Raw genomic sequence first — 21,442 nt, forward strand, 5'->3', positions numbered from 1 at the left:
CGCCCGTGACGATAAGCAGGAATGATTATCCTCAGCTTGTTACAGTGAATAGATTAAGAGGCGGCATTTGCCGCCTCGATTGTTATCTGGCTTTATAAAACAAATTAGTGATGTGACTCTCAACCTGAAACAGAAAAATTATCCGAAAACGCCGTTTTATGTAAATACTTTATTTATGTAAATATTTTGTTAACACCGGCGGGTCATGAGATGAGCAGCAATAATCAGGAGTAAAACCTTGGAAAGAGTCTGGCTTAAACACTATCCGGAAGATGTCCCGGCAGATATCAATCCTGACACCTATGCCTCAATGGCAGAGATGCTGGAGAATGCGGTATCGCGCTTTGCGGACCAGCCCGCCTTTATCAATATGGGCGAGGTGATGACCTACCGGAAACTGGAAGAGCGAAGCCGCGCATTTGCCGCTTACCTGCAAAACGGACTGGGGCTGAAAAAAGGGGATCGCATCGCGCTGATGATGCCGAACTTACTGCAGTATCCGATAGCCTTATTCGGGATCCTGCGGGCAGGGATGGTGGTGGTGAACGTCAACCCCCTCTATACACCAAGAGAGTTAGAACATCAGTTAAATGACAGCGGCTGTGCCGCGATTGTGATTGTTTCCAATTTTGCACACACCCTCGAAAAAATCGTTTATAACACGCCAATCCGCCATGTGATCCTGACCCGTATGGGTGATCAGCTTTCCCGTCCGAAAGCCACGCTGGTGGATTTTGTGGTCAAATATATCAAGCGTCTGGTACCGAAATATAACCTGCCGGATGCTATCTCATTCCGCCGCGCTATCCATCAGGGTTACCGCATGCAGTATGTCAAACCGGAAATTCACCGTGAAGACCTGGCATTTCTGCAATACACCGGCGGTACCACCGGGGTGGCTAAAGGCGCTATGCTGACCCACCGCAATATGCTGGCAAACCTTGAGCAGGCGCGGGCGGCCTATATTCCGGAGCTGAATGTCGGCAAAGAACTGATTGTCACCGCACTGCCGTTGTATCACGTCTTTGCACTGACAGTGAACTGCCTGCTGTTTATTGAAATCGGCGGCCGTAATCTGCTTATCACTAACCCGCGTGATGTCAGCGGAACGATTAAAGAGCTGAGCAAATATCCGTTCACGGCCATTACCGGGGTAAACACCCTGTTTAATGCCTGGATCAACAATCCGGAATTTCACAAACTCGATTTCTCCACCCTGAATCTTTCTGTCGGCGGCGGTATGCCGGTGCAGAAAGCGGTAGCGGAAAACTGGGAAAAACTGACCGGTAAACATCTGCTGGAAGGCTACGGGCTGACAGAATGCTCCCCGCTGGTCGCCGGTAACCCGCATAACCTGAAAAGTTACAGCGGCAGTATCGGATTCCCGGTACCGTCCACTGAGATCCGCCTGATGGATGATGACGGCACGGATGTACAGGAAGGGCAGCCGGGTGAAATGTGGGTCCGTGGTCCGCAGGTGATGAAAGGGTACTGGAACCGCCCGGATGCCACCGCCGAAGTGCTGAAAGATGGTTGGGTCGCCACCGGGGATATCGCGCAGTTTGATGAGAACGGTTTTTTGCACATTGTTGACCGCAAAAAAGACATGATTCTGGTGTCCGGTTTCAACGTCTATCCGAATGAAGTTGAGGATGCGGTCATGCTGCATCCGGCAGTGCTGGAGTGTGCCGCTATCGGTGTGGAGAGTGAAAGCTCCGGTGAGACTGTGAAGATTTTTGTGGTCCGTAAAGATAAATCACTGACAGAAGATGATTTGCGTCTGCACTGCCGCCGTTATCTGACCGGTTATAAAGTCCCGAAAATCATTGAATTCCGTGATGAATTACCGAAATCCAATGTCGGTAAAATTCTGCGCCGCGAACTGCGCGATGAGGAAAAGCACAAAACGGATGTTCAGCCGGTTGCATGACACCACATCAGGCCGCAGAATAATAACGCCGGTTAAAACCGGCGTTTATCTGTTCTGTTATGACTATTGATTGAAATATCCTGATCTGTTGAATTATTCTGTATCACATCACTTAACCACGTCGTCAAAGACTAAGAGAAGTTGTTTTGAATTATCAGTTGATTACCAGCGATACACACCTTGCCGCCTATTGCGGACAGGTTACCGGCAAACCTTATCTTGCTCTGGACACCGAATTTGTCCGGATACGAACCTATTATCCGCATCTCGGTCTGGTTCAGCTTTATGACGGGGAGCATCTCGCACTGGTCGATCCGCTGGGGATCACTGACTGGACACCGCTGAAAACCTTACTGGCTGCACCGGATATGATCAAATATCTCCATGCCGGAAGTGAGGATATCGAAGTCTTTTTCAACAGCATGGGATGTGTGCCGCAGCCGCTGGTGGATACCCAGGTGCTGGCCGCCTTTACCGGGCATCCGCTCTCCTGCGGGTTTGCCACGCTGGTGGAAACCTACCTCGGTGTTACCCTGGATAAAAGTGAATCCCGCACTGACTGGCTGGCGCGTCCGCTGACAGAAAAACAGTGTGAATATGCAGCGGCGGATGTGTATTACCTGTTGCCGCTGGCGGAAAAACTGACAGAAAAAGTCCGTGCGGCCGGTTACCTGGCTTCTGCGGAAGAAGAGTGTGCCATGATGGCGCAGCGCCGTATTACCCAGACTGACCCGGCGGAAGCTTACCGCGATTTCAGCGGTGCCGCACAACTGCGTCCGCAGCAACTGGCCTGTTTACAGAAACTGGCGCAATGGCGGCTGGAACAGGCGCGTCAGCGTGATATGGCGGTCAATTTTGTGGTACGTGAAGAACATCTGTGGAAAGTGGCGCGCTATATGCCGACCTCGCTGGGCGAGCTGGACGGACTGGGGCTGACCGGCCAGGAAATCCGCTGTCACGGCAGACGCCTGCTGGCGTTAACGGAAGAAAGCCGTGCACTGAATGAGGCTGATTATCCGGCTCCCGTGGAAAATGTGTCCGATCATCCGTTATACCGCAAAACATTTAAGGCGATTAAAGCACGCATTACTGAGCTGAGCGAAGCGGAACAATTCAGTCCGGAGCTGCTGGCATCACGCCGTCAGATTAACCAGTATCTGAATAAAGTGTGGGGATTTAAAACGTCATCCGAAGAGCCGGAACTGCTGAACGGCTGGCGTAAACCATTGCTGGAGACTGCTCTGGCAGAGGTGGTTGCCGGTATTGAGGTCAGTGCTGTCTCCGGGGAATAAACAGCAAAAAACACGGCGGGGTAACCCGCCGTGTTATTATCAGTCACTAAAACTACTCTTTTTTTGCAGTCTCGTCTTTCTTCGTGCCTTCATCGCCTTCAGGCAGCGTGACGTTCAGTTCAAGAACGGATATATCATCGCCTTTCTGCTCAAACTGGACAGACAGCATCTCCGGATCGACCTGAACATACTTGCAGATAACTGCCAGTAAATCGCGTTTCAGATCCGGAAGGTAATTCGGTTCAGATTCACCGCGGCGACGCTCTGCAACAATGATTTGCAAACGTTCTTTTGCAATATTAGCTGTCGGTTTTTTTCTCGACAGGAAGAAGTCTAACAGCGCCATGGTTTACCCCCCGAATAAGCGTTTTAAGAAACCTTTTTTCTCTTCCTCAATGAAACGGAAAGGACGATCTTCACCCAGAATACGGGCGACGGTATCGTCATAAGCTTTACCTGCATCTGATTCCTGATCCAGAATCACCGGCTCACCCTGGTTGGATGAACGCAGAACAGACTGATCTTCCGGAATCACACCGATAAGCGGGATGCACAGGATTTCCAGCACATCTTCCATACTCAGCATATCACCGCGGCTGACACGGCCCGGATTGTAACGGGTAAGCAGCAGATGCTCTTTAATCGGCTCCTGTCCCTGTTCCGCACGGCGGGATTTGGAGGACAGGATCCCGAGAATACGGTCAGAGTCACGGACAGATGAAACTTCAGGGTTGGTGGTAATAATGGCTTCATCAGCAAAATAGAGCGCCATCAGTGCGCCGCTCTCAATCCCTGCCGGGGAGTCACAGATGATGAAATCAAAGTCCATCTCACCTAATTCGTTCAGCACTTTCTCCACGCCTTCGCGGGTCAGTGCATCTTTATCGCGGGTCTGCGAAGCAGGCAGGATAAATAAATTCTCAGTCCGCTTATCTTTGATAAGTGCCTGATTTAGTGTGGCATCGCCCTGAATAACGTTCACGAAGTCATACACGACGCGACGCTCACACCCCATGATTAAGTCAAGGTTACGCAGACCGATATCAAAATCGATCACAACGGTTTTCTTTCCTTTCTGGGCAAGGCCGGTCGCTATGGCCGCGCTGGAAGTGGTTTTGCCTACGCCACCTTTACCTGAAGTAACAACTAAAATGCGTGCCATGGAATTATTCCTTGTTAAAGGTCTATATTAGATTGTTGATAGTGAGTTCATTATTAACCAGACTGAGTTTGGCCGCTTTCCCGGCGAATTCGCCCGGGATTTGATCACTCAGCCAATATTGTCCGGCGATAGAAATCAGTTCCGCATGCAGATGGGTGCAGAAAATCTGGCTTTCCGTATCACCTGCCGCACCGGCTAACACACGTCCGCGCATCAGCCCGTAAATATGAATATTACCATCCGCAATGAGTTCCGCGCCCGCACTGACATTGGCGGTCACGATAAGGTCACTGTTCGGGGCATAAATGCGCTGGCCGGAACGGACAGGCACATTAATCAGCCGGGTCTTCCGGCAGGATGAATCTGCGGCGGATGATGCTGCCGGTGTTTCAGGCTCCGGCGCTTCCGGTTCAGCAACACGGGCACTCTTGCCCTCATTGAGCAGCGGAAGCCCGCTTCGGGTTGCGGCCCGGCGCATTTTCTCATCCTGACAGCCGCTGATCCCGACAATCCGCAAACCGGCGTCAGTGACGGCACGGCAGATAATTTTCAGGTTCGCGCCGGATGAAATCTGGCTGACATTAAGCACAACAGGAGCATTTTGGAAAAAGGCCGGCGCCTGGCTGACTTTTTCGCGCACAGCCTGTTCAATAATCTGAGGATCCTCATTATTCAGATGAAGAACCGAAAGTGTGAAGTTACTGCCTTTAAGATCAATTGGCGATGGTGACATCTGTCCGACTCAGTATAATTAGCGGCCCGCTATTCAGCCATATATAAATTGCATTGCAGCGACGCAATGCCGGGTAACGATATTATCAAAAACAATAGCATGTTATAGTTAGTGCCATTTACTGGCAAGTCACGATTTGATTTAAACGGGATAATTCCAATGTTGTGTGCAATTTACAGAAGTCCGAACCGCGATCAAACCTATTTGTTCATCGAAAAGAAAGATGATTTTTCCCGTGTCCCGGAAGAGTTGCTGAAAAGTTTCGGCAAGCCCGTCTTCAGCATGCTGATCAACCTTGCAAACCGCGATAAACTGGCCAATGCGGATATTGAGAAAGTGAAACAGGAACTGACAGATGCCGGTTATTATCTGCAGTTCCCGCCACCGGTGGAAGATCTGTTATCGGAATACCGGGATACACTGAATATTCAGGATAAATCCTAATAATAATCCCCGCGAAATAACCAGAAAGGATATCGCTATGCGCCTGACATTATTAAGCGCCGTGATTATTACGGCATCGCTGACGGCATGCAGTGCATCTCAGACACCGGTATCACCGGCCAAATTAACGGCTGATGCTCCGGCAGTGCAGCAGCCGGCCGCTGCACGGTTGTCCGTGGCGGATTTACAGCGGGAATTTCCGGCTGACTCACGGACAGCCGAACAATTTCCGGCCTATGCTGAACAGCTGAAAGCGATGGCACGTCAGGAGGGTATTAAAGAATCCACACTGACCCGCGCTTTTGAGAATTTTCATTTTATCGAACGTGTTATAACGTCTGATAAAAACCAGCCTGAGAAAAAAGTCACGCTGGATGATTACCTGGCCCGCCGTGTGACCAAAGGCGCTGTCAGCGCCGCAGTAAAACAGCATGATGCCAATGCGGCGCTGCTATCCGGTATCAGTCAGCGTTACGGCGTGCCGCAGGAATATATTGTCTCCCTGTGGGGACTGGAAAGTGGTTTCGGTCGTTATCAGGGTAAAGAAGATGTGATTTCCGCCCTGGCAACCCTGGCCTATGAAGGCCGCCGCGAAGAGATGTTTATTAAACAGTTTATCGCAGCACTGCAGATTATCGACCAGGGACATATCCCGGCAGATCAGCAGTTGAAAGGCTCCTGGGCCGGAGCCATGGGACAAAACCAGTTTATGCCGGCCAGCTATTTGACTTATGCCGTGGACGGTGATGGTGACGGCGTGGTGGATATCTGGAATAACAAAGCGGATGTGTTTGCTTCCACGGCGAATTATCTGGCCACTGAAGGCTGGGTAGAAGGGCTGCCGTGGGGATATGAAGTGACTGTTCCCGCAGGCTTTGACCGCAGCATTGAGGGAACAAAGAAAAACCAGAGCAAAACACTGGCGCAGTGGAAGGCCCTGGGTGTGACACTCCCTGCACAGGCAAACCTGCCGGAATCGACCCCGATGTGGTTAGTCGTACCGGAAGATAAGCAGGAGCGGGTGTATCTGGTCACACAGAACTTTATCACCATCATGCACTGGAACCGCTCGTATTTCTTTGCACTCAGCGTTTCGCTGATGGCAGATAATGTCGGTGCGGAAATCCGCTGATGTCATCAGAATAATAAATTAAAGGGGTAAGACTATGTATCAGCATCGTGACTGGCAGGGCGCTCTCCTGGATTTTCCGGTCGGGAAAGTGGTATGTGTGGGGCTGAATTATGCAAAGCATGTTGCGGAGATGAAATCACAGGCATCCGCAGAACCCCTTCTTTTTATTAAACCTGAAACAGCACTGTGCGATCTGCGTCAGCCGGTCGCCATTCCGAAAGAGTTCGGCGAAGTGCATCACGAAACCGAACTGGCGGTTCTGATCGGCGCGCCGCTGAAACAGGCCAATGAAGATCGCTGCGCCCGGGCGATTGCCGGTTTTGGTGTCGCGCTGGACTTAACACTGCGCGATGTGCAGATGAAATTAAAGGCGGCAGGGCAGCCGTGGGAAAAAAGTAAGGCATTTGACGGCTCTGCACCGGTGTCCGGGTTTATTCCGGTCAATGAATTCCCGGATCCGCAGAATGTCACCCTGAGCCTGACCGTTAATAATGAATTGCGCCAGCAGGGAAATACCCGCGAAATGCTGACGCCGGTGATACCGCTGATTAGCTATATGTCCCGCTATTTCACGCTGCGTCCGGGGGATATTATCCTGACCGGCACACCGGAAGGTGTCGGGCCACTGGTATCGGGCGATATGCTGAAAATCTCTGTAAATGATCACATGCTGACCACGCGGATTATCTGAAACGGGTCAGCCACGAAGTAAAAGGAAAAAAGAACATGTCTCAACCATTCTGGACGGTGAAAACCCTCGATGAAATGAGTGACGAAGAGTGGGAATCACTGTGTGATGGCTGCGGGCAATGCTGTTTGCAGAAACTGATGGACGCAGACACTGATGAAATTTATTTCACCGATGTGGCCTGCAACCAGCTGGATATTAAAAGCTGCCAGTGCCGTCATTATGAAGACCGTTTCCGCTATGAACCGGACTGCATCAAACTGACGCGGGAAAACCTGCCGACATTTGACGCCTGGCTGCCGATGACCTGTGCTTACCGCCTGGTCATGGAAGGCAAACCGTTATTACCCTGGCACCCGCTAATCAGCGGATCCAAATCCCTGATGCACCAGAAAGGCATTACCGTCCGTCACATAGCCGTCACCGAAAGTGTGGTACAGAACTGGGAAGACCATATTCTGAATAAGCCCGAGGGCGAGTTTTAACTGATTGTTTACAACGCGGGACATAGATGGGGCATTTTGCGCTGACGTGCTCCATCTGTTCCGCAATAAATATTTATTATACATTTGAAACATGGCATATTTAAGTTTAGTTTTGATGGATAGGTCATGTGTTGTGAGTGAGCCATAACGAAATGTAATCTCAGTCAGCACCAGAAAACAGAGTAATAAATTTTTCAGTATCCCATTCTTTTATATCGGAGACCTGACCGTCGCCGATTTCTATCAGACGTAATTCACCGGCTGTATTTTCCGTAATATCCACAGAGAAGAAAGGTGTGGTAATGATATCTGCAATTTCCCGGACAACAGGCGGGATATTATCATCAGCAGAGAAAGCCTGACCATTCAGCACAAAATAGCGGCGTTCGCTGTCAGTTTTATAATATTCATAGTGCCTGAGGCTGATACCTCCTTCAATTTGTCCCCGGTAGCGAAAAATCAGCCGGATAATTTCGCGGATCTCATCAGCGTTTGCAGCAAGTGATCCGCGTGATGTGGTCAGTGATTTAACATAGTCTTTAACAAAATACCCCGGCCACTTTAATTGTGAGGTCAGGGTATCGAAATCAGCATCTTCGGTTGTGAAGATTGTTTCTGCTGTATAATGACGGCAAAAATCATACCAGCCGGTAATATGATGATTTTGCAAATATTCCTCAGGGGACACCAGCATATTACCGCCACAGGTCGTAACAGCATGATGTAAGTGCCGGTATTCTTTTCCGGTCAGCATCCACCCGCGCCAGATTACCGGGCTGTCAGCTGAAATATTGCCGGAAAAGCGGTATTTACCGTCAGATACCGCTTCCTGGTCAAGTAACAGACAGGAAACCCCCTGTTGCTGTGCACAGCGATATTCCTCAGCAAAGGTGTCGTCAGGCAGATAGTTGCCGGTGTAGTATCCAGGATAAATAATTTGCATATCATTCCTCTGAATATCAAACCCAGTGACGGGCAGCATTTTTCATCATGGTAACAATTCTTTGCCCCGGAAACAGATAAAAGTGCACCGGAAAAAAATATCCGGTGCATTTTTCACGACATTCCTCACTGCTTATTATTTTGTACTGACAACGGCAATATAGCGCAGGCGATCACGATTCTGCCGGAAATGGCGGAACATCTGTAAAAACTGCGGGCGGTTCTCTTTTTTCAGGGCGTTGCGGATGATTTTCAGTGTGCCGGCAAGTCCCTCATCGTGCAGCATACCTTTCGGTGTCATCAGTGTCATCGCACCCTCCGAGCGGATCACATCACGGAAACCTGCGTCACGGAACAGTGCCAGCCAGTCATCACTCAGCATCGGTTGTGCTTTGACATGAATGGCAGCCTGCATTTCCTGCGTGACACTCTCATCCTCTCGCCGCTCTGTCAGCGCGATATCGTGGGTCAGCAGACGACCACCGGGCTTCAGTACCCGCAGATATTCCTGTAACAGACGGGCTTTGGCTTTGTCCGCATACATGGTCAGCATGGCTTCATTGATAACCACGTCAAAATGATTATCCGGGAACGGCAGTTTTGAGGCATCCGCTTCCTGTACGGTGATAAGGTGTGACAACCCGTTAGCGAGGATATTTTTCCGTGCATTGGCAAGTGCCTGTTTATCCATATCAATGCCGGTAATATGACACTGAAAACGCTGTGCGATTTCAATGGCGGTGGTGCCCATATTGCAGGCAATTTCCAGTACGCGGCTGTCGGTCTGTAATCCGCTGTGTGCCAGCAGCCATTCTGTGGCGGTGCGGCCCCCCGGGCGCAGACGTTTTTTACCCAGACGCGCCAAAAATTTGTGTCCGGCTTCATGACCGGTATGTGTACTTTCCATTATTCAGTCCTGTTTGTTTTCCGGTTCACGTAACATCACCAGCAGCATTTTTGCCCGCTCCGGCGCGTCCACAGCATGGGGAATATTGGCCGGCATACGGACAATATCCCCGGGTTTTGCCGTCACCGGTTTTCCGGCGATGGTCAGGATCAGAGAGCCTTCGGCAATCATTACAATGGCATCAAACGGGGCACTGTGTTCAGAGAGTGCCTGACCTTTATCAAAAGCAAACAGGGTGATATTGCCGCCGCCGTTTTTGGCGAGAACGCGGCTGGAAATACCCTGTTCGGTGTAGTTCACCAGGTCAGCAATCACTAATGCTTCTGCCGGGGTAATCGTGTTATTGCTCATAATAAGTATCCTTGTAGTTAATCAGGTAATAAACATAGAGTCAGCGGAACAGAGGGATCACTCCGCAGGTCTGCCGGTGCGGATGATTAACCGGCACGACAGAAACCGGAAGCTGATATAGCTTTCCCAGATTTTCTTCAGTCAGCAGTGCGGGTGTCTGACCAAACTGCGCCTGTGTACCGTCAAACAGTAACAATGAGTGATCCGCAATATGCAGGGCATGCTGCGGATAATGACTGGTAAACAGGATGGTTTTGCCGCGCTCTGCAGCCAGCATTTTCAGAACGGAAAGAACCGTATCCTGATTTGCCAGATCCAGCGCGGAAGTGGGTTCATCCAGGATCAGAATGTCCGGTTCACCGGCCAGTGCGCGGGCAATCATCACCATCTGTTTTTCACCGCCGCTGAGCAGGTTAAATGGGGTGTCCGCAAAGGGGGTTAATCCGAGGTCAGCCATTGCCTGTTCAGTTATGTCGTGATCACGGCGGGACGGGGACGCATACCAGGGCAGGTGGCGAACCCTGCCGAGGCTGACCATGGTGCGGACAGAGTAATTAAACAGCGCGCCGCTGAGTTGCGGCACATAGGCTGCCGGTGCACTGAGCTGCACAGTACCGGTTGCCCCTTTTTGCAGGCTGAGCAGCAGACGCAGCAAGGTGGTTTTTCCGCGGCCGTTCGGGCCGAGAATGGCGGCGATAGTACCCGGCGGCTGGCGGAATGTCAGTCCGTCAAATAACGGACGTTTGCCGGTGTGGTAACTGAGCTGATTAACACGGATCACAGGTCTGCCACCTTTTTATTCATGGAGTGAATGAGCAGGGCGAAAATCGGTGCCCCGATCAGTGCGGTGATGACACTCAGCGGGATCTCCGCGCTGGTCATACTGCGCGCCAGGGTATCGACGGCGATCAGATAAATCGCACCGGTCAGGGCACTGGCGGGGAGCAGGACGCGGTGGTCATGTCCGCTGATCAGTCGCGCGATATGCGGAATAATCAGCCCGACCCAGCCGATGGTGCCGGAAACGGCCACGGTGGCGCTGGTGATCAGCGTGACGCAGACCAGGATAGTCCAGCGGGTTACGGTGACGGGCAGCCCCAGCGCCTGTGCGTTTTCCCCGCCGAGGGACAGCACATTGATGCGGAAGCGGAGGGCAAAAATAATCCCGCCTGCGATGATGACAACCGGCAGTAACACGCTCACTTTCAGGTAGGTTGCAGTGGCAAAACTGCCCATCAGCCAGAACACGATGGTTTGCAGGGTATTATTCGGATCCGCAAAATAGGTGATCAGCGAAATCAGGGCGGCAAAAAAAGCGTTAATAATCACTCCCGCAAGGATCAGCATCAGAAGACTGCTGCCGTGCCGGTTAAGCCCCAGTAAAAAGACCAGCACAATGGCCAGCAGACCGCCGAGAAAGGCAAAACTGATAGTGATAAATAAAGAGGAGAAAAGCAGCAGGGCCAGTGCGCCGCCCAGCGCTGCGCCGGATGAAACACCGATAATCTGCGGCCCTACCAGCGGGTTGCGGAAGATGCCCTGTAATGCGGCACCGGCAACCGCCAGCCCGGCACCGGCCAGCCCGGCGATCAGAATGCGCGGCAGACGGACATATAACACCACATTTTCAGCGGTGCGGCTGTATTCTGCAGACGGGCTGCGTCCGGTCAGGGTATCCGCCAGAATTTGTAGAACCGTTGTCACAGAGACCGCATAGCGCCCGGCACACAGCGCGAGCACGATGGTCAGTAATAGCAGGGCGGATAACAGGCACCATTGCAGACGGGATTTTCGCATCACGGCCGCCCCATCAGTGTCAGATAATCACGGCCTTCCCGGTTCAGATCGAGTTGTAAAATGCGGTCTGTTTCTTCATCGGTTAGAGAATAGCCGTACAGTTGCAGATAGCGTTTGCGGATCTCTTCCCGCAGCGGAAATGCCGCACTTTCCGGATGAAAAATCTGAGCCAGCCACTGCCAGTAAAGCGGCGTTTCCTGATTTGGCGCATCCCAGATAAAGCCGCCGATCGGCAGTTTATAGACCCGTTTATTCTTTACCGCGGTCACATCACTGAGCATCGGATTGTTATAAATATCAGCGGGTGCCAGTCCGGCCTCAAAATTGCCCAGCAGGATAATGTCCGGATCCCACACCAGAATCTGCTCTATATTCAGGGTGCGCGGCCCGGTCAGGTCACGGTTGAGGCTGACACCCCCGGCGAGTGCAAAATCCGCATTGTTATGAGACGTGGATCCGAAAGTCTGGATACTCTGTTTAAAATGAGAGAGATAGAGCACACGCGGTTGTTTGTCTTCCGGAATCGCAGCAACACTGTTTTCCAGCTGGTTGATCACCTGTTTGCGCCAGGCTATCAGCCCGTCCGTTTTGGTTTCTTTGCCGAGGGTTTTCCCCATCAGGGTCAGCCACTCCTGTGTATAGGCTTCTTTGCCGTAATCCAGTGTGGCAACGGTCAGACCGGCATTGCGCATCGGCGTGATAATGTCATCGCCCCGGTGTCCCCATTGCCAGACCAGATCCGGGTTAACCGAGAGCAGGGCTTCAATATTCGGTGCGAAATCATTCCCCACCACATCACTGCGTACAGAGAGCACATCCGGAAACATCACACTGAGCATGCCGTCGCGGGCAGCGACACCGGCAAAGGGATGCATCCCGGCGAGCCGTTTGCTGCTCTCATCAACACTGACCAGCATGGAGGCGGCAGGAATCGGGATCACCACAATCCGCTGTGCCGGAGCGGCGAGTTCAATATTCTGCTGTGACATATCGGTAAAATGCACGGCACCTTTTGCGGCATAAGCTGCTGTTGTGCAGGTAAAAAACAGTACCGGCAATAATGTAAATCTATTACTAATCATAAGGTTATTCGCCTTTTATTTTATGATTAAATTGATAATGCGATTGGTTATCATTTATAATTGCATTTATTCTGGCCGCACTGAGAGGAAAACCCTATGACATTTGTCAAAAAGACCCTTGCCCCCGCACAGCAAATGGCGATCCTCCGGTCGTGCCCGTTATTTCAGGCGGCAGAGGATGATGATCTGACGCTGGTACTGGCAGACAGCACACATCGTCAGTTTGCGGCGGGGGAATTGATTAGTCGTGAAGGGGAGACAGTAAAAGCCTGTCCGCTGATGATCAGCGGGCAGATTGATGTTTTCCGTCACACCTGGTCGGGTGAAGAGAAAGTATTCGGTATGTTTACCGCCGGTGAGCTGGTGGCGATTGCTGCTGTCTTTATGCCGCACAATCGCTTCCCGATGAGTCTGCGGGCGAGAACAGACAGCTGCGCGCTGATGCTGGATAAACAGGCGATTTTACGGCTGTGTCATGCCTGTCCGGCAATTATGGCGCAGTTACTGGCACGGTTCAGCCTGAAGCTGTATGAGAATATCAACCATATCGACTGGCTGACCTCCAGCTCCGCAGAGCAGCGGCTGGCAGCTTATCTGCTGGATCTGAAACGGTGTCAGCAATCGGATTGTGTGGTGCTGCCGTTATCGCGCGGGCAGTTAGCCGCAAAACTGGGTGTCCGCTATGAAACTCTCAGCCGCCTGTTTTCCGGCTGGCGGCAGAAAGCGTTTATCGGAATTGATAAAGACGCGGTGCGGATCACCAATGAATCCTATCTGGCGGAACTGGCTATCCCGGCGCAGCGCCCGTTCTGAATAAATAAAAAAATCCCCGCCGGGCGGGGATTTCTTATATCAGTAAGATCAGAAATTATAGGTGATACCGCCGTTGACACTGAATCCCATCCCCGGGAACAGAGTGCTGTCTTTGCCGGTGACTGAGCGGTTCGCTACAGAGGTGGTCGCATAGTGTTCGTTGGTCAGGTTATCCATTGACATATAGAGCGACCAGTTATCCGCAGGCTGATAAGTGCCTCTCAGCCCGAGCACCGCATAGTGTTTGCGCTTCTGAATATTGAGATGGTTTTCGTGATCGACGGCCATGTCGGTCGGTGCCCAGTGAATATTCGGGCCGAAACGCCAGTCGCCGATCCGGTACAGCACTTCCGCCGAGACAATATTACGCGGGATTCCGGCGATATAATTGCCGTTATATTCACCGCCCATAAAACGGAAATCATTCCACGTCCAGGCCAGCTTATATTCCACATCTCCGGGACCCGCCGGGATCACGCCGTTAATTCCTGCTTCCAGCCCCTGATGACGGGTTTTGGCGGCATAATTAAAGACGCCGGTGATATTTCCCTCTGAATCATAAGTTGTGATGTATTCATCTTTGATAAAGCTGCGGTAGAGCGCCACATTCCATTTCAGCTGTTCGGTAATATCACCGTCACCGCCGATTTCAAACGTCACGCCTTTCTGCGGATCCAGTTTTGTCAGGCGGCCGTCAGAGGAATTAATGATTTCATGGAAGGTCGCGGGCTCCTGACTGGCGCTGACGTTGGCAAACCAGCGCTGATTATCAGCCGGACGCCAGATCACCCCGGCTTTAGGGGTCCAGAAGGTCCAGTTCTGATCCAGTGAAACGGAACTGTTGCGCTTTTCCGTATCACGCCGCGCATGAGTGGCTTTGAGATCCAGATTCAGGGTCAGATCCGGTGTCAGATGAATACCGGCACCGGCGGAGGCATAAATATTGTCTGCTTTGCCGTCAAACTTACCGATCGGTGTTTTGTCCATCTTCGTGCCGCGCCGGTTCTGCATCAGATCGGTTTCCAGGCTCATATGATCAGCCGCCAGTGCTGCCCGCCAGGAGACCGGCTCGGTTTCCATCTGCCAGCCCAGCTGCATACCTTCACTGTGGCTCTGACTGAAACGGTAATAGGCAGGGGTGGTGAAATTATCGTGGGTACGGATATACCAGACACCGGCACTGATGCGCTGATTATCGATCTGCCAGTCCGAACGGTTGGCGGCACGGAATTGCTCTACATTGCGGTGCGGATCCCGCAGCCAGACCATCGGGTAAACCTCTGTCGGGTCACTGTCGAGCACGGCTTCAGAGACCGGCCCGGCGACATCAAAGCGCAGATCGGTCCAGTTGAGGGAGGTGCGGTTCTCAAAATTATCACCGGTATAGCCAAAGTTACCGCGCACGGTTTTGCGCTGTGATGAGGAGTGTTTGCGGTAGCCGTCGAAATGGTCATAAGTGAAATTGATGCGTCCGTCGAAACGGCCGTCATCCGATACGCCGCCGAATGCCGTCTGTAAACCTTCGCGGCCGTAAGAACCGTATTCATAGCGCAGGCGTCCGCCTTCATTGCGGCCGGTATAGGAAATCAGATCCAGCTCACCGCCCAGACTGTTACTCTGCGGGTTCAGGCTGTTGGCGCCGCGCCGGACACTGATCATCCGCGCATCCCGCATTTCCAGGGTGCTGATATGAAAACTGCCGTCCGCATCGGTGACCGGCAGTCCGTCCTGCATCAGCAGAATGCCGCGTGCCAGCGGGGCACTCTGCACACCGGAGCCGCGGATATTCAGCCGGGGCTGATCAATACCGCCGAAGAAATTCTGCACCAGCACGCCGGGCTGATAATCCAGTGCATCATGCAGCGTCGCCAGCCGGGTATCCTTTTCAACCATAATCAGGTTGGTGCCGCCCGCGACATTCTCCAGTTTTTCTTTTTCCTGTGCGGCATCCGGTGCGAGACGGCTTTGTTTTGCAGCGGTGACAATAAGGGTGTCCGGTGCGGGTTCCGCTGCCGCAGCGGAGACACCGGCAGTAAGTGAGAGCGCGAGGCAGTGTGTCAGCCTACGGCGGGTGATTTTGTTCTGCATTATCCCTGACCTCATAAATATAATGGTTATCATTTTCATTTGAGGTCATAACATAGTGCAGAAAATGCGGCTTACCCTATGACATTTGTCAAAAAGTCCCGTCCGGGGATTATTTCAGCCCCAGACGTTTTGCCAGACGGTGCAGATTTCCGGCATCAATCCCGAGACGGCGGGCCGCCGCTGCCCAGCTGCCGTCACTGCGGGTAAGTGCCGTGCGGATAAGTTCCGTCTGAAAGGCATCGGTGGCCGTGCGCAGATCCTGATCGGCCTCTGCAGAGAGTGTTTCTGGGCTGACAACCGGTTCAGGGATTTCTTCCGGCGAGAAGTGATGAGGCTGTAACAGCAGCTCTTCACTGTTACCGGTAGCTCGCGCCAACACAATGGCGCGGTGCACGGCATGTTCAAGCTCCCGCACATTACCCGGCCAGTGATAGTGCAGCAGCGCCAGGCGTAACGCGGGACTTATCACCACCTGCGGCAGACCAAACGTCTGACGGTAGCGTTCGCAGAAATAGCCGGTCAGCAGCAGTATATCTTCATGGCGTTCCCGCAGCGGCGGCACCTGTAACGGGAAAATGCTGAGCCGGTGGAACAGGTCAGCCCGGAAACGGCCTGCGGCAACTTCTGCCCGCAGATCCCGGTTGGTGGCAGCCAGCACGCGGACATTCACCCGCAGCAGCCTGTCATCACCGATCCGCTGGATATCGCCATACTGTAAGACCCGCAGCAGTTTGGCCTGTAACGCCGGCGACAGCTCACCAATCTCATCCAGAAACAGGGTACCGTTATCCGCCATTTCAAATTTGCCGCTGCGGTTGCTGATAGCACCGGTAAATGCGCCTTTGACATGCCCGAATAATTCACTTTCCGCAACAGTTTCCGGCAGCGCCGCGCAGTTAAGATACACCAGCGGGTGATCACGGCGGGCGGATAGTTCGTGAATGGACTGTACCACCAGCTCTTTACCGGTACCGGTTTCGCCGCTGACCAGCACATTCATATCAGCACCGGCCACAATGGCTATCTCTTTCTTTAACTGCATCATGCAGGGTGAAAGGCCGATAATATCGGTTTGTCCGCCGGATTGCCCTGCCGCCAGCCCGGCGGAGGCGCTGAATGCCAGTTGCTGGTTCTCGAGCTGACCGATAAGCAGGGCATTATTGAGTGCTCCGGCGGCCAGAGCAGCAATCAGGCGTAATTCTTCATCACTGAATGCATCAAACTGGTCCGGTGCAAGGCTGTCGAGTGTCAGCGCACCGATAAGATTTTGTCCGGCAAACAGCGGCAGACCGGCGCAGGCGTGCACTTTCAGATGGACATGATCCGGGATCAGACCGTCATAAGGATCAGGCAACTGACTGTCTGCGGGAAAACGGACGACATCCCCGGCACGGGCGATGGCTTCCAGTCTGGGATGCGCATCCAGCCGGAAGCGGCGGCCGAGAACATCCGGCGACAGCCCGTCAATCGCCAGCGGAATAAACTGATGTGATTCATAACGCAGCAGCGCGGCTGCATCACAATTAAGTACCCGGCGCAGCGTGGAGACCAGACGCTGAAAGCGATCCTGATGACCGATATCCCGCTGTAAGGCAATAGCAATGCCGGTAAGTACATCAACTGAAAATCCCATGCGTTCCTCCGCTGTCATTATGACAGTACAATGTCATAATGACAGTTAATTGCATAGTCATTTTGACACTTATTTTTTGTCCTGAAATTTAAAATCTTTATAAAACAACAAAGTAAAAGTTGGCACGCAAATTGATTATCTCTCTGTAACGAAGCATAAAAACAGAAGGTAACTATCAAATGGCTATTCATGTAAAAAATAATGTGCATTGGGTCGGACAGCGTGACTGGGAAGTCCGCGATTTCCACGGAACAGAATACAAAACCCTGCTCGGCAGCAGCTATAACAGCTATCTGATCCGCGAAGAGAAAAATGTCCTGATTGATACAGTTGATCACAAATTCAGCCGCGAGTTTGTGCAGCATCTGCAGACACAAATCGACCTGAACGATATTGATTACATTGTGATTAACCATGCGGAAGAAGATCACGCCGGGGCATTAACCGAACTGATGGCGGCGATCCCGGACACGCCAATCTACTGTACTGAAAATGCCATTGATTCTATTAACGGACATCATCATCACCCGGAATGGCATTTTAATGTGGTGAAAACCGGGGATACCCTGGATATCGGTAACGGCAAACAGCTGATTTTTGTCGAAACCCCGATGCTGCACTGGCCGGACAGTATGATGACCTATCTGACCGGAGATGCCATTCTGTTCAGTAATGATGCCTTTGGTCAGCACTATTGCGACGAGCGCCTGTTTAACGATGAGGTGGATCAGACTGAGCTGTTTGAGCAGTGCCAGCGTTACTATGCCAACATCCTGACGCCGTTCAGCCGTCTGGTGACCCCGAAAATTACTGAAATCCTCGGTTTCGGGCTGCCGGTGGATATGATCGCGACCTCACACGGCGTGGTCTGGCGCGATAATCCGACTCAAATCGTGGAGTGGTATCTGAAATGGGCGGCGGATTATCAGGAAGATCGTATCACGATTTTCTATGACACCATGTCCAACAACACCCGCATGATGGCCGATGCAATTGCGCAGGGGATTAATGAAGCGGACCCGGATGTGGCGGTGAAAATCTTTAACGTCGCCCGCAGCGATAAGAATGACATCATCACCAGCGTGTTCCGCTCAAAAGGAGCGCTGGTGGGCTCATCCACTATGAATAATGTCATGATGCCGAAAATTGCCGGCATGCTGGAGGAATTAACCGGTCTGCGGTTCCGCAATAAAAAAGCAGCGGCTTTCGGCAGCTACGGCTGGAACGGCGGAGCGGTTGACCGTGTGCAGACCCGGCTGATGGATGCCGGTTTTGAAACCACGATGTCACTGAAAGCAAAATGGCGTCCTGACCTGAATACCCTTGAAGAGTGCCGCCAATACGGACGTGACCTGGCGCGGCAGTGGGCGACCGGGGTATTACCGGCGGTCAGCAGACCGGCAGCTGCGGCACCAAAAGCGATCACGCCGCAACCGGTGGCCGCCCCGGCAGCCGCTGTTAATGATACCGGAAAAGCAAAATCATGTGACAGTGTCACCAATGTATCATCTCAGGACTTGGGGCCGTGCATGCAGTGCGGTGTGTGCCAGTGGGTTTATGATCCTGAGAAAGGCGAGCCGGTGCAGGGCGTGGAGCCGGGAACACCGTGGTCCTGTGTACCGGATAATTTCCTGTGCCCGGAATGCTCTCTCGGTAAAGATGTATTTGATGTCCTGGCGACGGAGGCCGCATGAGTGCAGGTATTGTGATTATCGGCGGGGGCTTTGCTGCCCGCCAGCTGGTGAAAAATATCCGTAAAACCGATACACAGGTGCTGCTGACGGTGATTGCGGCAGACAGTATCGATGAATATAACAAACCGGATTTAAGCCATGTGATAAGTCTGAATCAGCGTGCTGATGATCTTATCCGGCAGTCAGCACAGGAATTTGCACAGCAATATAATGTGGCGCTGTTCCCGCATACCCGGATCAGCGGCATTGATGCACAACAGCATCTTATCAGCAGTGATCAGCAGCAATGGCACTATGACAAACTGGTGCTGGCGACCGGGGCAACACCGGGCCGTCCGCCGGTGCCCGGCAATGAACTGATGCTGACACTTAACAGCCGCGAGGATTTTCAGCGGCACGAAACACAGCTGCGTAATGCACAGCGGGTACTGATCCTTGGCAGCGGCCTGATCGGCACAGAATTGGCAATGGATTTCTGCCGGGCCGGGAAAACCGTTACCCTGGCGGATATGGCGGCCAGTATTTTGTCCTCACTGATGCCCGCTGAACTCAGCAGCCGTCTGCGGCATAACCTGTCCGCATCCGGTGTGCGGGTGCTGACCGGTACACAGTTACAGTCACTGAAGAAAACAGAAAATGATATAGAGGCGTTGTTTGATCATGATTGTGTGACCCGCGCGGATGTGGTGATTGCCGCCACCGGACTGAAACCGGATACCTCGCTGGCTGAGCTGGCCGGTCTGACTGTCCGGCGCGGTATTGTGACAAACAGTTCATTACAGACATCCGATCCGGATATTTATGCCCTCGGCGATTGCGCGGAAATTGACGGTAAAGTGATGCAGTATCTGCAGCCGATTATGCTCAGCGCGGTCTGTCTGGCAAAAAATCTGACCGGCGGAGAGGGAAAACTGACACTGCCGCCAATGCTTATCAGGGTGAAAACACCGGATCTGCCGGTACAGCTCGCCGGGGATTTTCATCATCCTGATCTGCGGTGGAGTATTGATATCAGCCGCAACGGTATGACGGCCAAAGGCCATGACAGCGCCGGAAATCTGCACGCTTTTGCGGTAACGGAAGACAAACTCAGTGATGCTTTTACGCTGCTGCGTCAGCTGCCGCAGCACTGATTTATCATGGTTTATGACTGAATTTTGAGGTAATAAAAATGACATTACGTGAAAAAACCCTGGGCGAACTGGCGCTGTCTGTGAATGGTGCATCGGCACTTTTCCGCCGTTATGATCTGGATTTCTGCTGCGGCGGAAAACGGACACTGGCAAAAGCGGCAGAGAAAAAATCCCTGAATATCGATGAAATTGAACAGGCATTACTCGCCCTGAAAGATGAGGCACCGGCGCAGGACTGGCGGAAAGCCCCGCTGAGCGACATTATCGCCTTTATTATTACCCGTTATCACGATCGCCACCGCGCACAATTACCGGAACTGATTTTACAGGCGGAAAAAGTGGAGCGGGTGCATGCCGCCAAAGCCAGTGTCCCGAAAGGGCTGACCCGGCAACTGACGGCACTGCATGAAGAGCTGACCTCGCATATGATGAAAGAGGAACAAGTGCTGTTTCCGATGATCTGCAACGGCATGGGACCGCAGGCGGCAGGGCCGGTACAGGTTATGGAAGCAGAGCATGATGATGCGGGGGATATTGTGGAGGTGATTAAATTTATCACCAATAATGTCACAGCACCGGAAGAAGCCTGCACAACCTGGCGGGTACTGTATAACGGTATCAATACCTTCATTGATGATTTAATGGAACACATCAGCCTGGAGAATAACTTACTGTTCCCGCGCGCTCTGGCCGGGGAATAGTTCAGCTGCTGATATCATGACGGAACAGCGGGATATATTGCCCGCCTTGCTGTTCCGTCAGCTGTTTTTCTTCCTCACTCCAGCCGTAGTTAATAGCATGGCTGACCGCTCCGGAGTCGCGGGTGGTGATAATCAGTGAGGCTGCCGGTGCTGCAGTGTATGCAGAGAGTACCCGGATAAGTATATTCAGTTCATCACGGGTAAAAGTAACCTGTGATGCAGGTACGGTGGTTTGCAAACGCTGCAGTAACATTGTCAGAGAATGATTCATTCGTGCAGTGCCCCTTTACCGGTATCATTAATATTTTTTAACTTATATGCGACGTTATCATATGACAGATAAGAGTGATACCGGCTGAATCTGAGAGTGGTCACGATGAGATCGGGAATAAGATTCTTCTTTATCATAAATAAGAAAATCAAACACCCGTGGGT

22 protein-coding genes are annotated in these 21,442 nt (G+C 52.2%); 10 read left to right on the forward strand and 12 right to left on the reverse strand.

What is annotated here, in order from left to right; translation table 11 throughout:
* Nucleotides 1-238: 238 nt before the first annotated feature.
* Nucleotides 239-1,930: a long-chain-fatty-acid--CoA ligase FadD gene (fadD, locus tag GN208_RS10420; RefSeq protein ID WP_004237507.1), complete on the forward strand. Its 1,692-nt coding sequence runs from the start codon at nucleotides 239-241 to the stop codon at nucleotides 1,928-1,930.
* Between the two features lie 146 nt (nucleotides 1,931-2,076).
* The gene (gene rnd, locus GN208_RS10425; RefSeq protein ID WP_004237508.1) at nucleotides 2,077-3,222 is read left to right on the forward strand and encodes a ribonuclease D; all 1,146 of its coding nucleotides are present in this window, start codon (nucleotides 2,077-2,079) and stop codon (nucleotides 3,220-3,222) included.
* A gap of 52 nt (nucleotides 3,223-3,274) precedes the next feature.
* Here the strand turns inward: rnd and minE are convergent, their stop codons facing one another.
* Genes minE through minC form a run of 3 tightly spaced genes read right to left on the reverse strand, consistent with a single transcriptional unit; the run spans nucleotide 3,275 to nucleotide 5,117 of the window.
* Complete coding sequence (gene minE / locus GN208_RS10430; RefSeq protein WP_004237509.1) at nucleotides 3,275-3,568, reverse strand: cell division topological specificity factor MinE; 294 nt, start codon at nucleotides 3,566-3,568, stop codon at nucleotides 3,275-3,277.
* 3 nt (nucleotides 3,569-3,571) lie between these two features.
* Nucleotides 3,572-4,384 carry a septum site-determining protein MinD gene (gene minD, locus GN208_RS10435; protein WP_004237510.1) on the reverse strand — a complete coding sequence of 271 codons (813 nt, stop codon included), beginning with the start codon at nucleotides 4,382-4,384 and terminating at the stop codon, nucleotides 3,572-3,574.
* A gap of 22 nt (nucleotides 4,385-4,406) precedes the next feature.
* The gene (gene minC / locus GN208_RS10440; RefSeq protein ID WP_004237512.1) at nucleotides 4,407-5,117 is read right to left on the reverse strand and encodes a septum site-determining protein MinC; all 711 of its coding nucleotides are present in this window, start codon (nucleotides 5,115-5,117) and stop codon (nucleotides 4,407-4,409) included.
* Nucleotides 5,118-5,276: 159 nt separating this feature from the next.
* Between minC and GN208_RS10445 the strand changes: the two genes are divergently transcribed.
* Genes GN208_RS10445 through GN208_RS10460 form a run of 4 tightly spaced genes read left to right on the forward strand, consistent with a single transcriptional unit; the run spans nucleotide 5,277 to nucleotide 7,866 of the window.
* Nucleotides 5,277-5,561, forward strand: coding sequence for a YcgL domain-containing protein (locus GN208_RS10445; protein ID WP_015422698.1), 285 nt, complete (start codon nucleotides 5,277-5,279; stop codon nucleotides 5,559-5,561).
* 37 nt (nucleotides 5,562-5,598) lie between these two features.
* A complete protein-coding gene (locus GN208_RS10450; protein WP_004237514.1) occupies nucleotides 5,599-6,693 on the forward strand; it encodes a lytic murein transglycosylase in 1,095 nt (364 codons plus the stop codon).
* A gap of 34 nt (nucleotides 6,694-6,727) precedes the next feature.
* Nucleotides 6,728-7,384, forward strand: a complete 657-nt coding sequence (locus tag GN208_RS10455) for a fumarylacetoacetate hydrolase family protein (protein WP_004237515.1) — start codon at nucleotides 6,728-6,730, stop codon at nucleotides 7,382-7,384.
* 35 nt (nucleotides 7,385-7,419) lie between these two features.
* Nucleotides 7,420-7,866: a YcgN family cysteine cluster protein gene (locus tag GN208_RS10460; protein WP_004237517.1), complete on the forward strand. Its 447-nt coding sequence runs from the start codon at nucleotides 7,420-7,422 to the stop codon at nucleotides 7,864-7,866.
* A 160-nt stretch (nucleotides 7,867-8,026) separates the two neighbouring features.
* Here the strand turns inward: GN208_RS10460 and GN208_RS10465 are convergent, their stop codons facing one another.
* From GN208_RS10465 to GN208_RS10490, 6 genes are all read right to left on the reverse strand, one after another.
* Complete coding sequence (locus GN208_RS10465) at nucleotides 8,027-8,809, reverse strand: ATP-grasp domain-containing protein (protein WP_015422699.1); 783 nt, start codon at nucleotides 8,807-8,809, stop codon at nucleotides 8,027-8,029.
* A gap of 135 nt (nucleotides 8,810-8,944) precedes the next feature.
* Nucleotides 8,945-9,715, reverse strand: a complete 771-nt coding sequence (locus GN208_RS10470) for a class I SAM-dependent methyltransferase (RefSeq protein WP_004237519.1) — start codon at nucleotides 9,713-9,715, stop codon at nucleotides 8,945-8,947.
* Between the two features lie 3 nt (nucleotides 9,716-9,718).
* Nucleotides 9,719-10,066, reverse strand: coding sequence for a cupin domain-containing protein (locus GN208_RS10475; protein WP_004237520.1), 348 nt, complete (start codon nucleotides 10,064-10,066; stop codon nucleotides 9,719-9,721).
* 40 nt (nucleotides 10,067-10,106) lie between these two features.
* On the reverse strand, nucleotides 10,107-10,847 hold the full coding sequence (locus tag GN208_RS10480; protein ID WP_015422700.1) for an ABC transporter ATP-binding protein: 741 nt from the start codon (nucleotides 10,845-10,847) through the stop codon (nucleotides 10,107-10,109).
* Complete coding sequence (locus GN208_RS10485) at nucleotides 10,844-11,863, reverse strand: iron ABC transporter permease (protein WP_004237522.1); 1,020 nt, start codon at nucleotides 11,861-11,863, stop codon at nucleotides 10,844-10,846. The genes GN208_RS10480 and GN208_RS10485 overlap by 4 nt, the downstream gene beginning before the upstream one ends.
* Complete coding sequence (locus tag GN208_RS10490; protein ID WP_004237523.1) at nucleotides 11,863-12,945, reverse strand: ABC transporter substrate-binding protein; 1,083 nt, start codon at nucleotides 12,943-12,945, stop codon at nucleotides 11,863-11,865. The genes GN208_RS10485 and GN208_RS10490 overlap by 1 nt, the downstream gene beginning before the upstream one ends.
* Nucleotides 12,946-13,041: 96 nt before the next feature.
* On the opposite strand from GN208_RS10490, the gene GN208_RS10495 reads away from it, so the two are divergent.
* Entirely contained in the window at nucleotides 13,042-13,758 is a 717-nt protein-coding gene (locus tag GN208_RS10495) for a Crp/Fnr family transcriptional regulator (protein ID WP_004237524.1), read from the forward strand.
* A 48-nt stretch (nucleotides 13,759-13,806) separates the two neighbouring features.
* Here GN208_RS10495 and GN208_RS10500 read toward each other — a convergent pair whose 3' ends face one another.
* Together GN208_RS10500 and norR are read right to left on the reverse strand one after the other, a co-directional pair.
* Nucleotides 13,807-15,846 (reverse strand): TonB-dependent receptor, encoded by a 2,040-nt coding sequence (locus GN208_RS10500; protein ID WP_004237525.1) that lies wholly within the window; start codon nucleotides 15,844-15,846, stop codon nucleotides 13,807-13,809.
* A 109-nt stretch (nucleotides 15,847-15,955) separates the two neighbouring features.
* Nucleotides 15,956-17,479: a nitric oxide reductase transcriptional regulator NorR gene (norR, locus tag GN208_RS10505; RefSeq protein WP_061057390.1), complete on the reverse strand. Its 1,524-nt coding sequence runs from the start codon at nucleotides 17,477-17,479 to the stop codon at nucleotides 15,956-15,958.
* Between the two features lie 179 nt (nucleotides 17,480-17,658).
* Here norR and norV point away from each other — a divergent pair, with 179 nt between their 5' ends.
* Genes norV through ytfE form a run of 3 tightly spaced genes read left to right on the forward strand, consistent with a single transcriptional unit; the run spans nucleotide 17,659 to nucleotide 21,007 of the window.
* On the forward strand, nucleotides 17,659-19,173 hold the full coding sequence (gene norV, locus GN208_RS10510; protein ID WP_004237527.1) for an anaerobic nitric oxide reductase flavorubredoxin: 1,515 nt from the start codon (nucleotides 17,659-17,661) through the stop codon (nucleotides 19,171-19,173).
* On the forward strand, nucleotides 19,170-20,306 hold the full coding sequence (norW, locus tag GN208_RS10515) for an NADH:flavorubredoxin reductase NorW (RefSeq protein ID WP_004237528.1): 1,137 nt from the start codon (nucleotides 19,170-19,172) through the stop codon (nucleotides 20,304-20,306). Before norV ends, norW begins: the two co-directional genes overlap by 4 nt.
* Before the next feature lie 38 nt (nucleotides 20,307-20,344).
* A complete protein-coding gene (gene ytfE / locus GN208_RS10520; RefSeq protein WP_004237529.1) occupies nucleotides 20,345-21,007 on the forward strand; it encodes an iron-sulfur cluster repair protein YtfE in 663 nt (220 codons plus the stop codon).
* A gap of 1 nt (nucleotide 21,008) precedes the next feature.
* On the opposite strand, the gene GN208_RS10525 is transcribed toward ytfE, so the two are convergent.
* Entirely contained in the window at nucleotides 21,009-21,278 is a 270-nt protein-coding gene (locus GN208_RS10525; protein WP_004239392.1) for a hypothetical protein, read from the reverse strand.
* Nucleotides 21,279-21,442: the final 164 nt, after the last annotated feature.

It is taken from the genome of Morganella sp. HSTU-ASny43, from assembly GCF_022819185.1.
Taxonomy (GTDB): Bacteria; Pseudomonadota; Gammaproteobacteria; order Enterobacterales; family Enterobacteriaceae; genus Morganella; species Morganella morganii.

Excerpts from the sequence above, each read along its gene's own strand:
- minE (WP_004237509.1), bottom strand. The coding sequence starts at position 3,568 with ATGGCGCTGTTAGACTTCTTCCTGTCGAGAAAAAAACCGACAGCTAAT.
- minD (WP_004237510.1), bottom strand. The coding sequence starts at position 4,384 with ATGGCACGCATTTTAGTTGTTACTTCAGGTAAAGGTGGCGTAGGCAAA.
- minC (WP_004237512.1), bottom strand. The coding sequence starts at position 5,117 with ATGTCACCATCGCCAATTGATCTTAAAGGCAGTAACTTCACACTTTCG.
- GN208_RS10445 (WP_015422698.1), top strand. The coding sequence starts at position 5,277 with ATGTTGTGTGCAATTTACAGAAGTCCGAACCGCGATCAAACCTATTTG.
- GN208_RS10450 (WP_004237514.1), top strand. The coding sequence starts at position 5,599 with ATGCGCCTGACATTATTAAGCGCCGTGATTATTACGGCATCGCTGACG.
- GN208_RS10455 (WP_004237515.1), top strand. The coding sequence starts at position 6,728 with ATGTATCAGCATCGTGACTGGCAGGGCGCTCTCCTGGATTTTCCGGTC.
- GN208_RS10460 (WP_004237517.1), top strand. The coding sequence starts at position 7,420 with ATGTCTCAACCATTCTGGACGGTGAAAACCCTCGATGAAATGAGTGAC.
- GN208_RS10465 (WP_015422699.1), bottom strand. The coding sequence starts at position 8,809 with ATGCAAATTATTTATCCTGGATACTACACCGGCAACTATCTGCCTGAC.
- GN208_RS10470 (WP_004237519.1), bottom strand. The coding sequence starts at position 9,715 with ATGGAAAGTACACATACCGGTCATGAAGCCGGACACAAATTTTTGGCG.
- GN208_RS10475 (WP_004237520.1), bottom strand. The coding sequence starts at position 10,066 with ATGAGCAATAACACGATTACCCCGGCAGAAGCATTAGTGATTGCTGAC.
- GN208_RS10485 (WP_004237522.1), bottom strand. The coding sequence starts at position 11,863 with ATGCGAAAATCCCGTCTGCAATGGTGCCTGTTATCCGCCCTGCTATTA.
- GN208_RS10490 (WP_004237523.1), bottom strand. The coding sequence starts at position 12,945 with ATGATTAGTAATAGATTTACATTATTGCCGGTACTGTTTTTTACCTGC.
- GN208_RS10495 (WP_004237524.1), top strand. The coding sequence starts at position 13,042 with ATGACATTTGTCAAAAAGACCCTTGCCCCCGCACAGCAAATGGCGATC.
- GN208_RS10500 (WP_004237525.1), bottom strand. The coding sequence starts at position 15,846 with ATGCAGAACAAAATCACCCGCCGTAGGCTGACACACTGCCTCGCGCTC.
- norR (WP_061057390.1), bottom strand. The coding sequence starts at position 17,479 with ATGGGATTTTCAGTTGATGTACTTACCGGCATTGCTATTGCCTTACAG.
- norV (WP_004237527.1), top strand. The coding sequence starts at position 17,659 with ATGGCTATTCATGTAAAAAATAATGTGCATTGGGTCGGACAGCGTGAC.
- norW (WP_004237528.1), top strand. The coding sequence starts at position 19,170 with ATGAGTGCAGGTATTGTGATTATCGGCGGGGGCTTTGCTGCCCGCCAG.
- ytfE (WP_004237529.1), top strand. The coding sequence starts at position 20,345 with ATGACATTACGTGAAAAAACCCTGGGCGAACTGGCGCTGTCTGTGAAT.
- GN208_RS10525 (WP_004239392.1), bottom strand. The coding sequence starts at position 21,278 with ATGAATCATTCTCTGACAATGTTACTGCAGCGTTTGCAAACCACCGTA.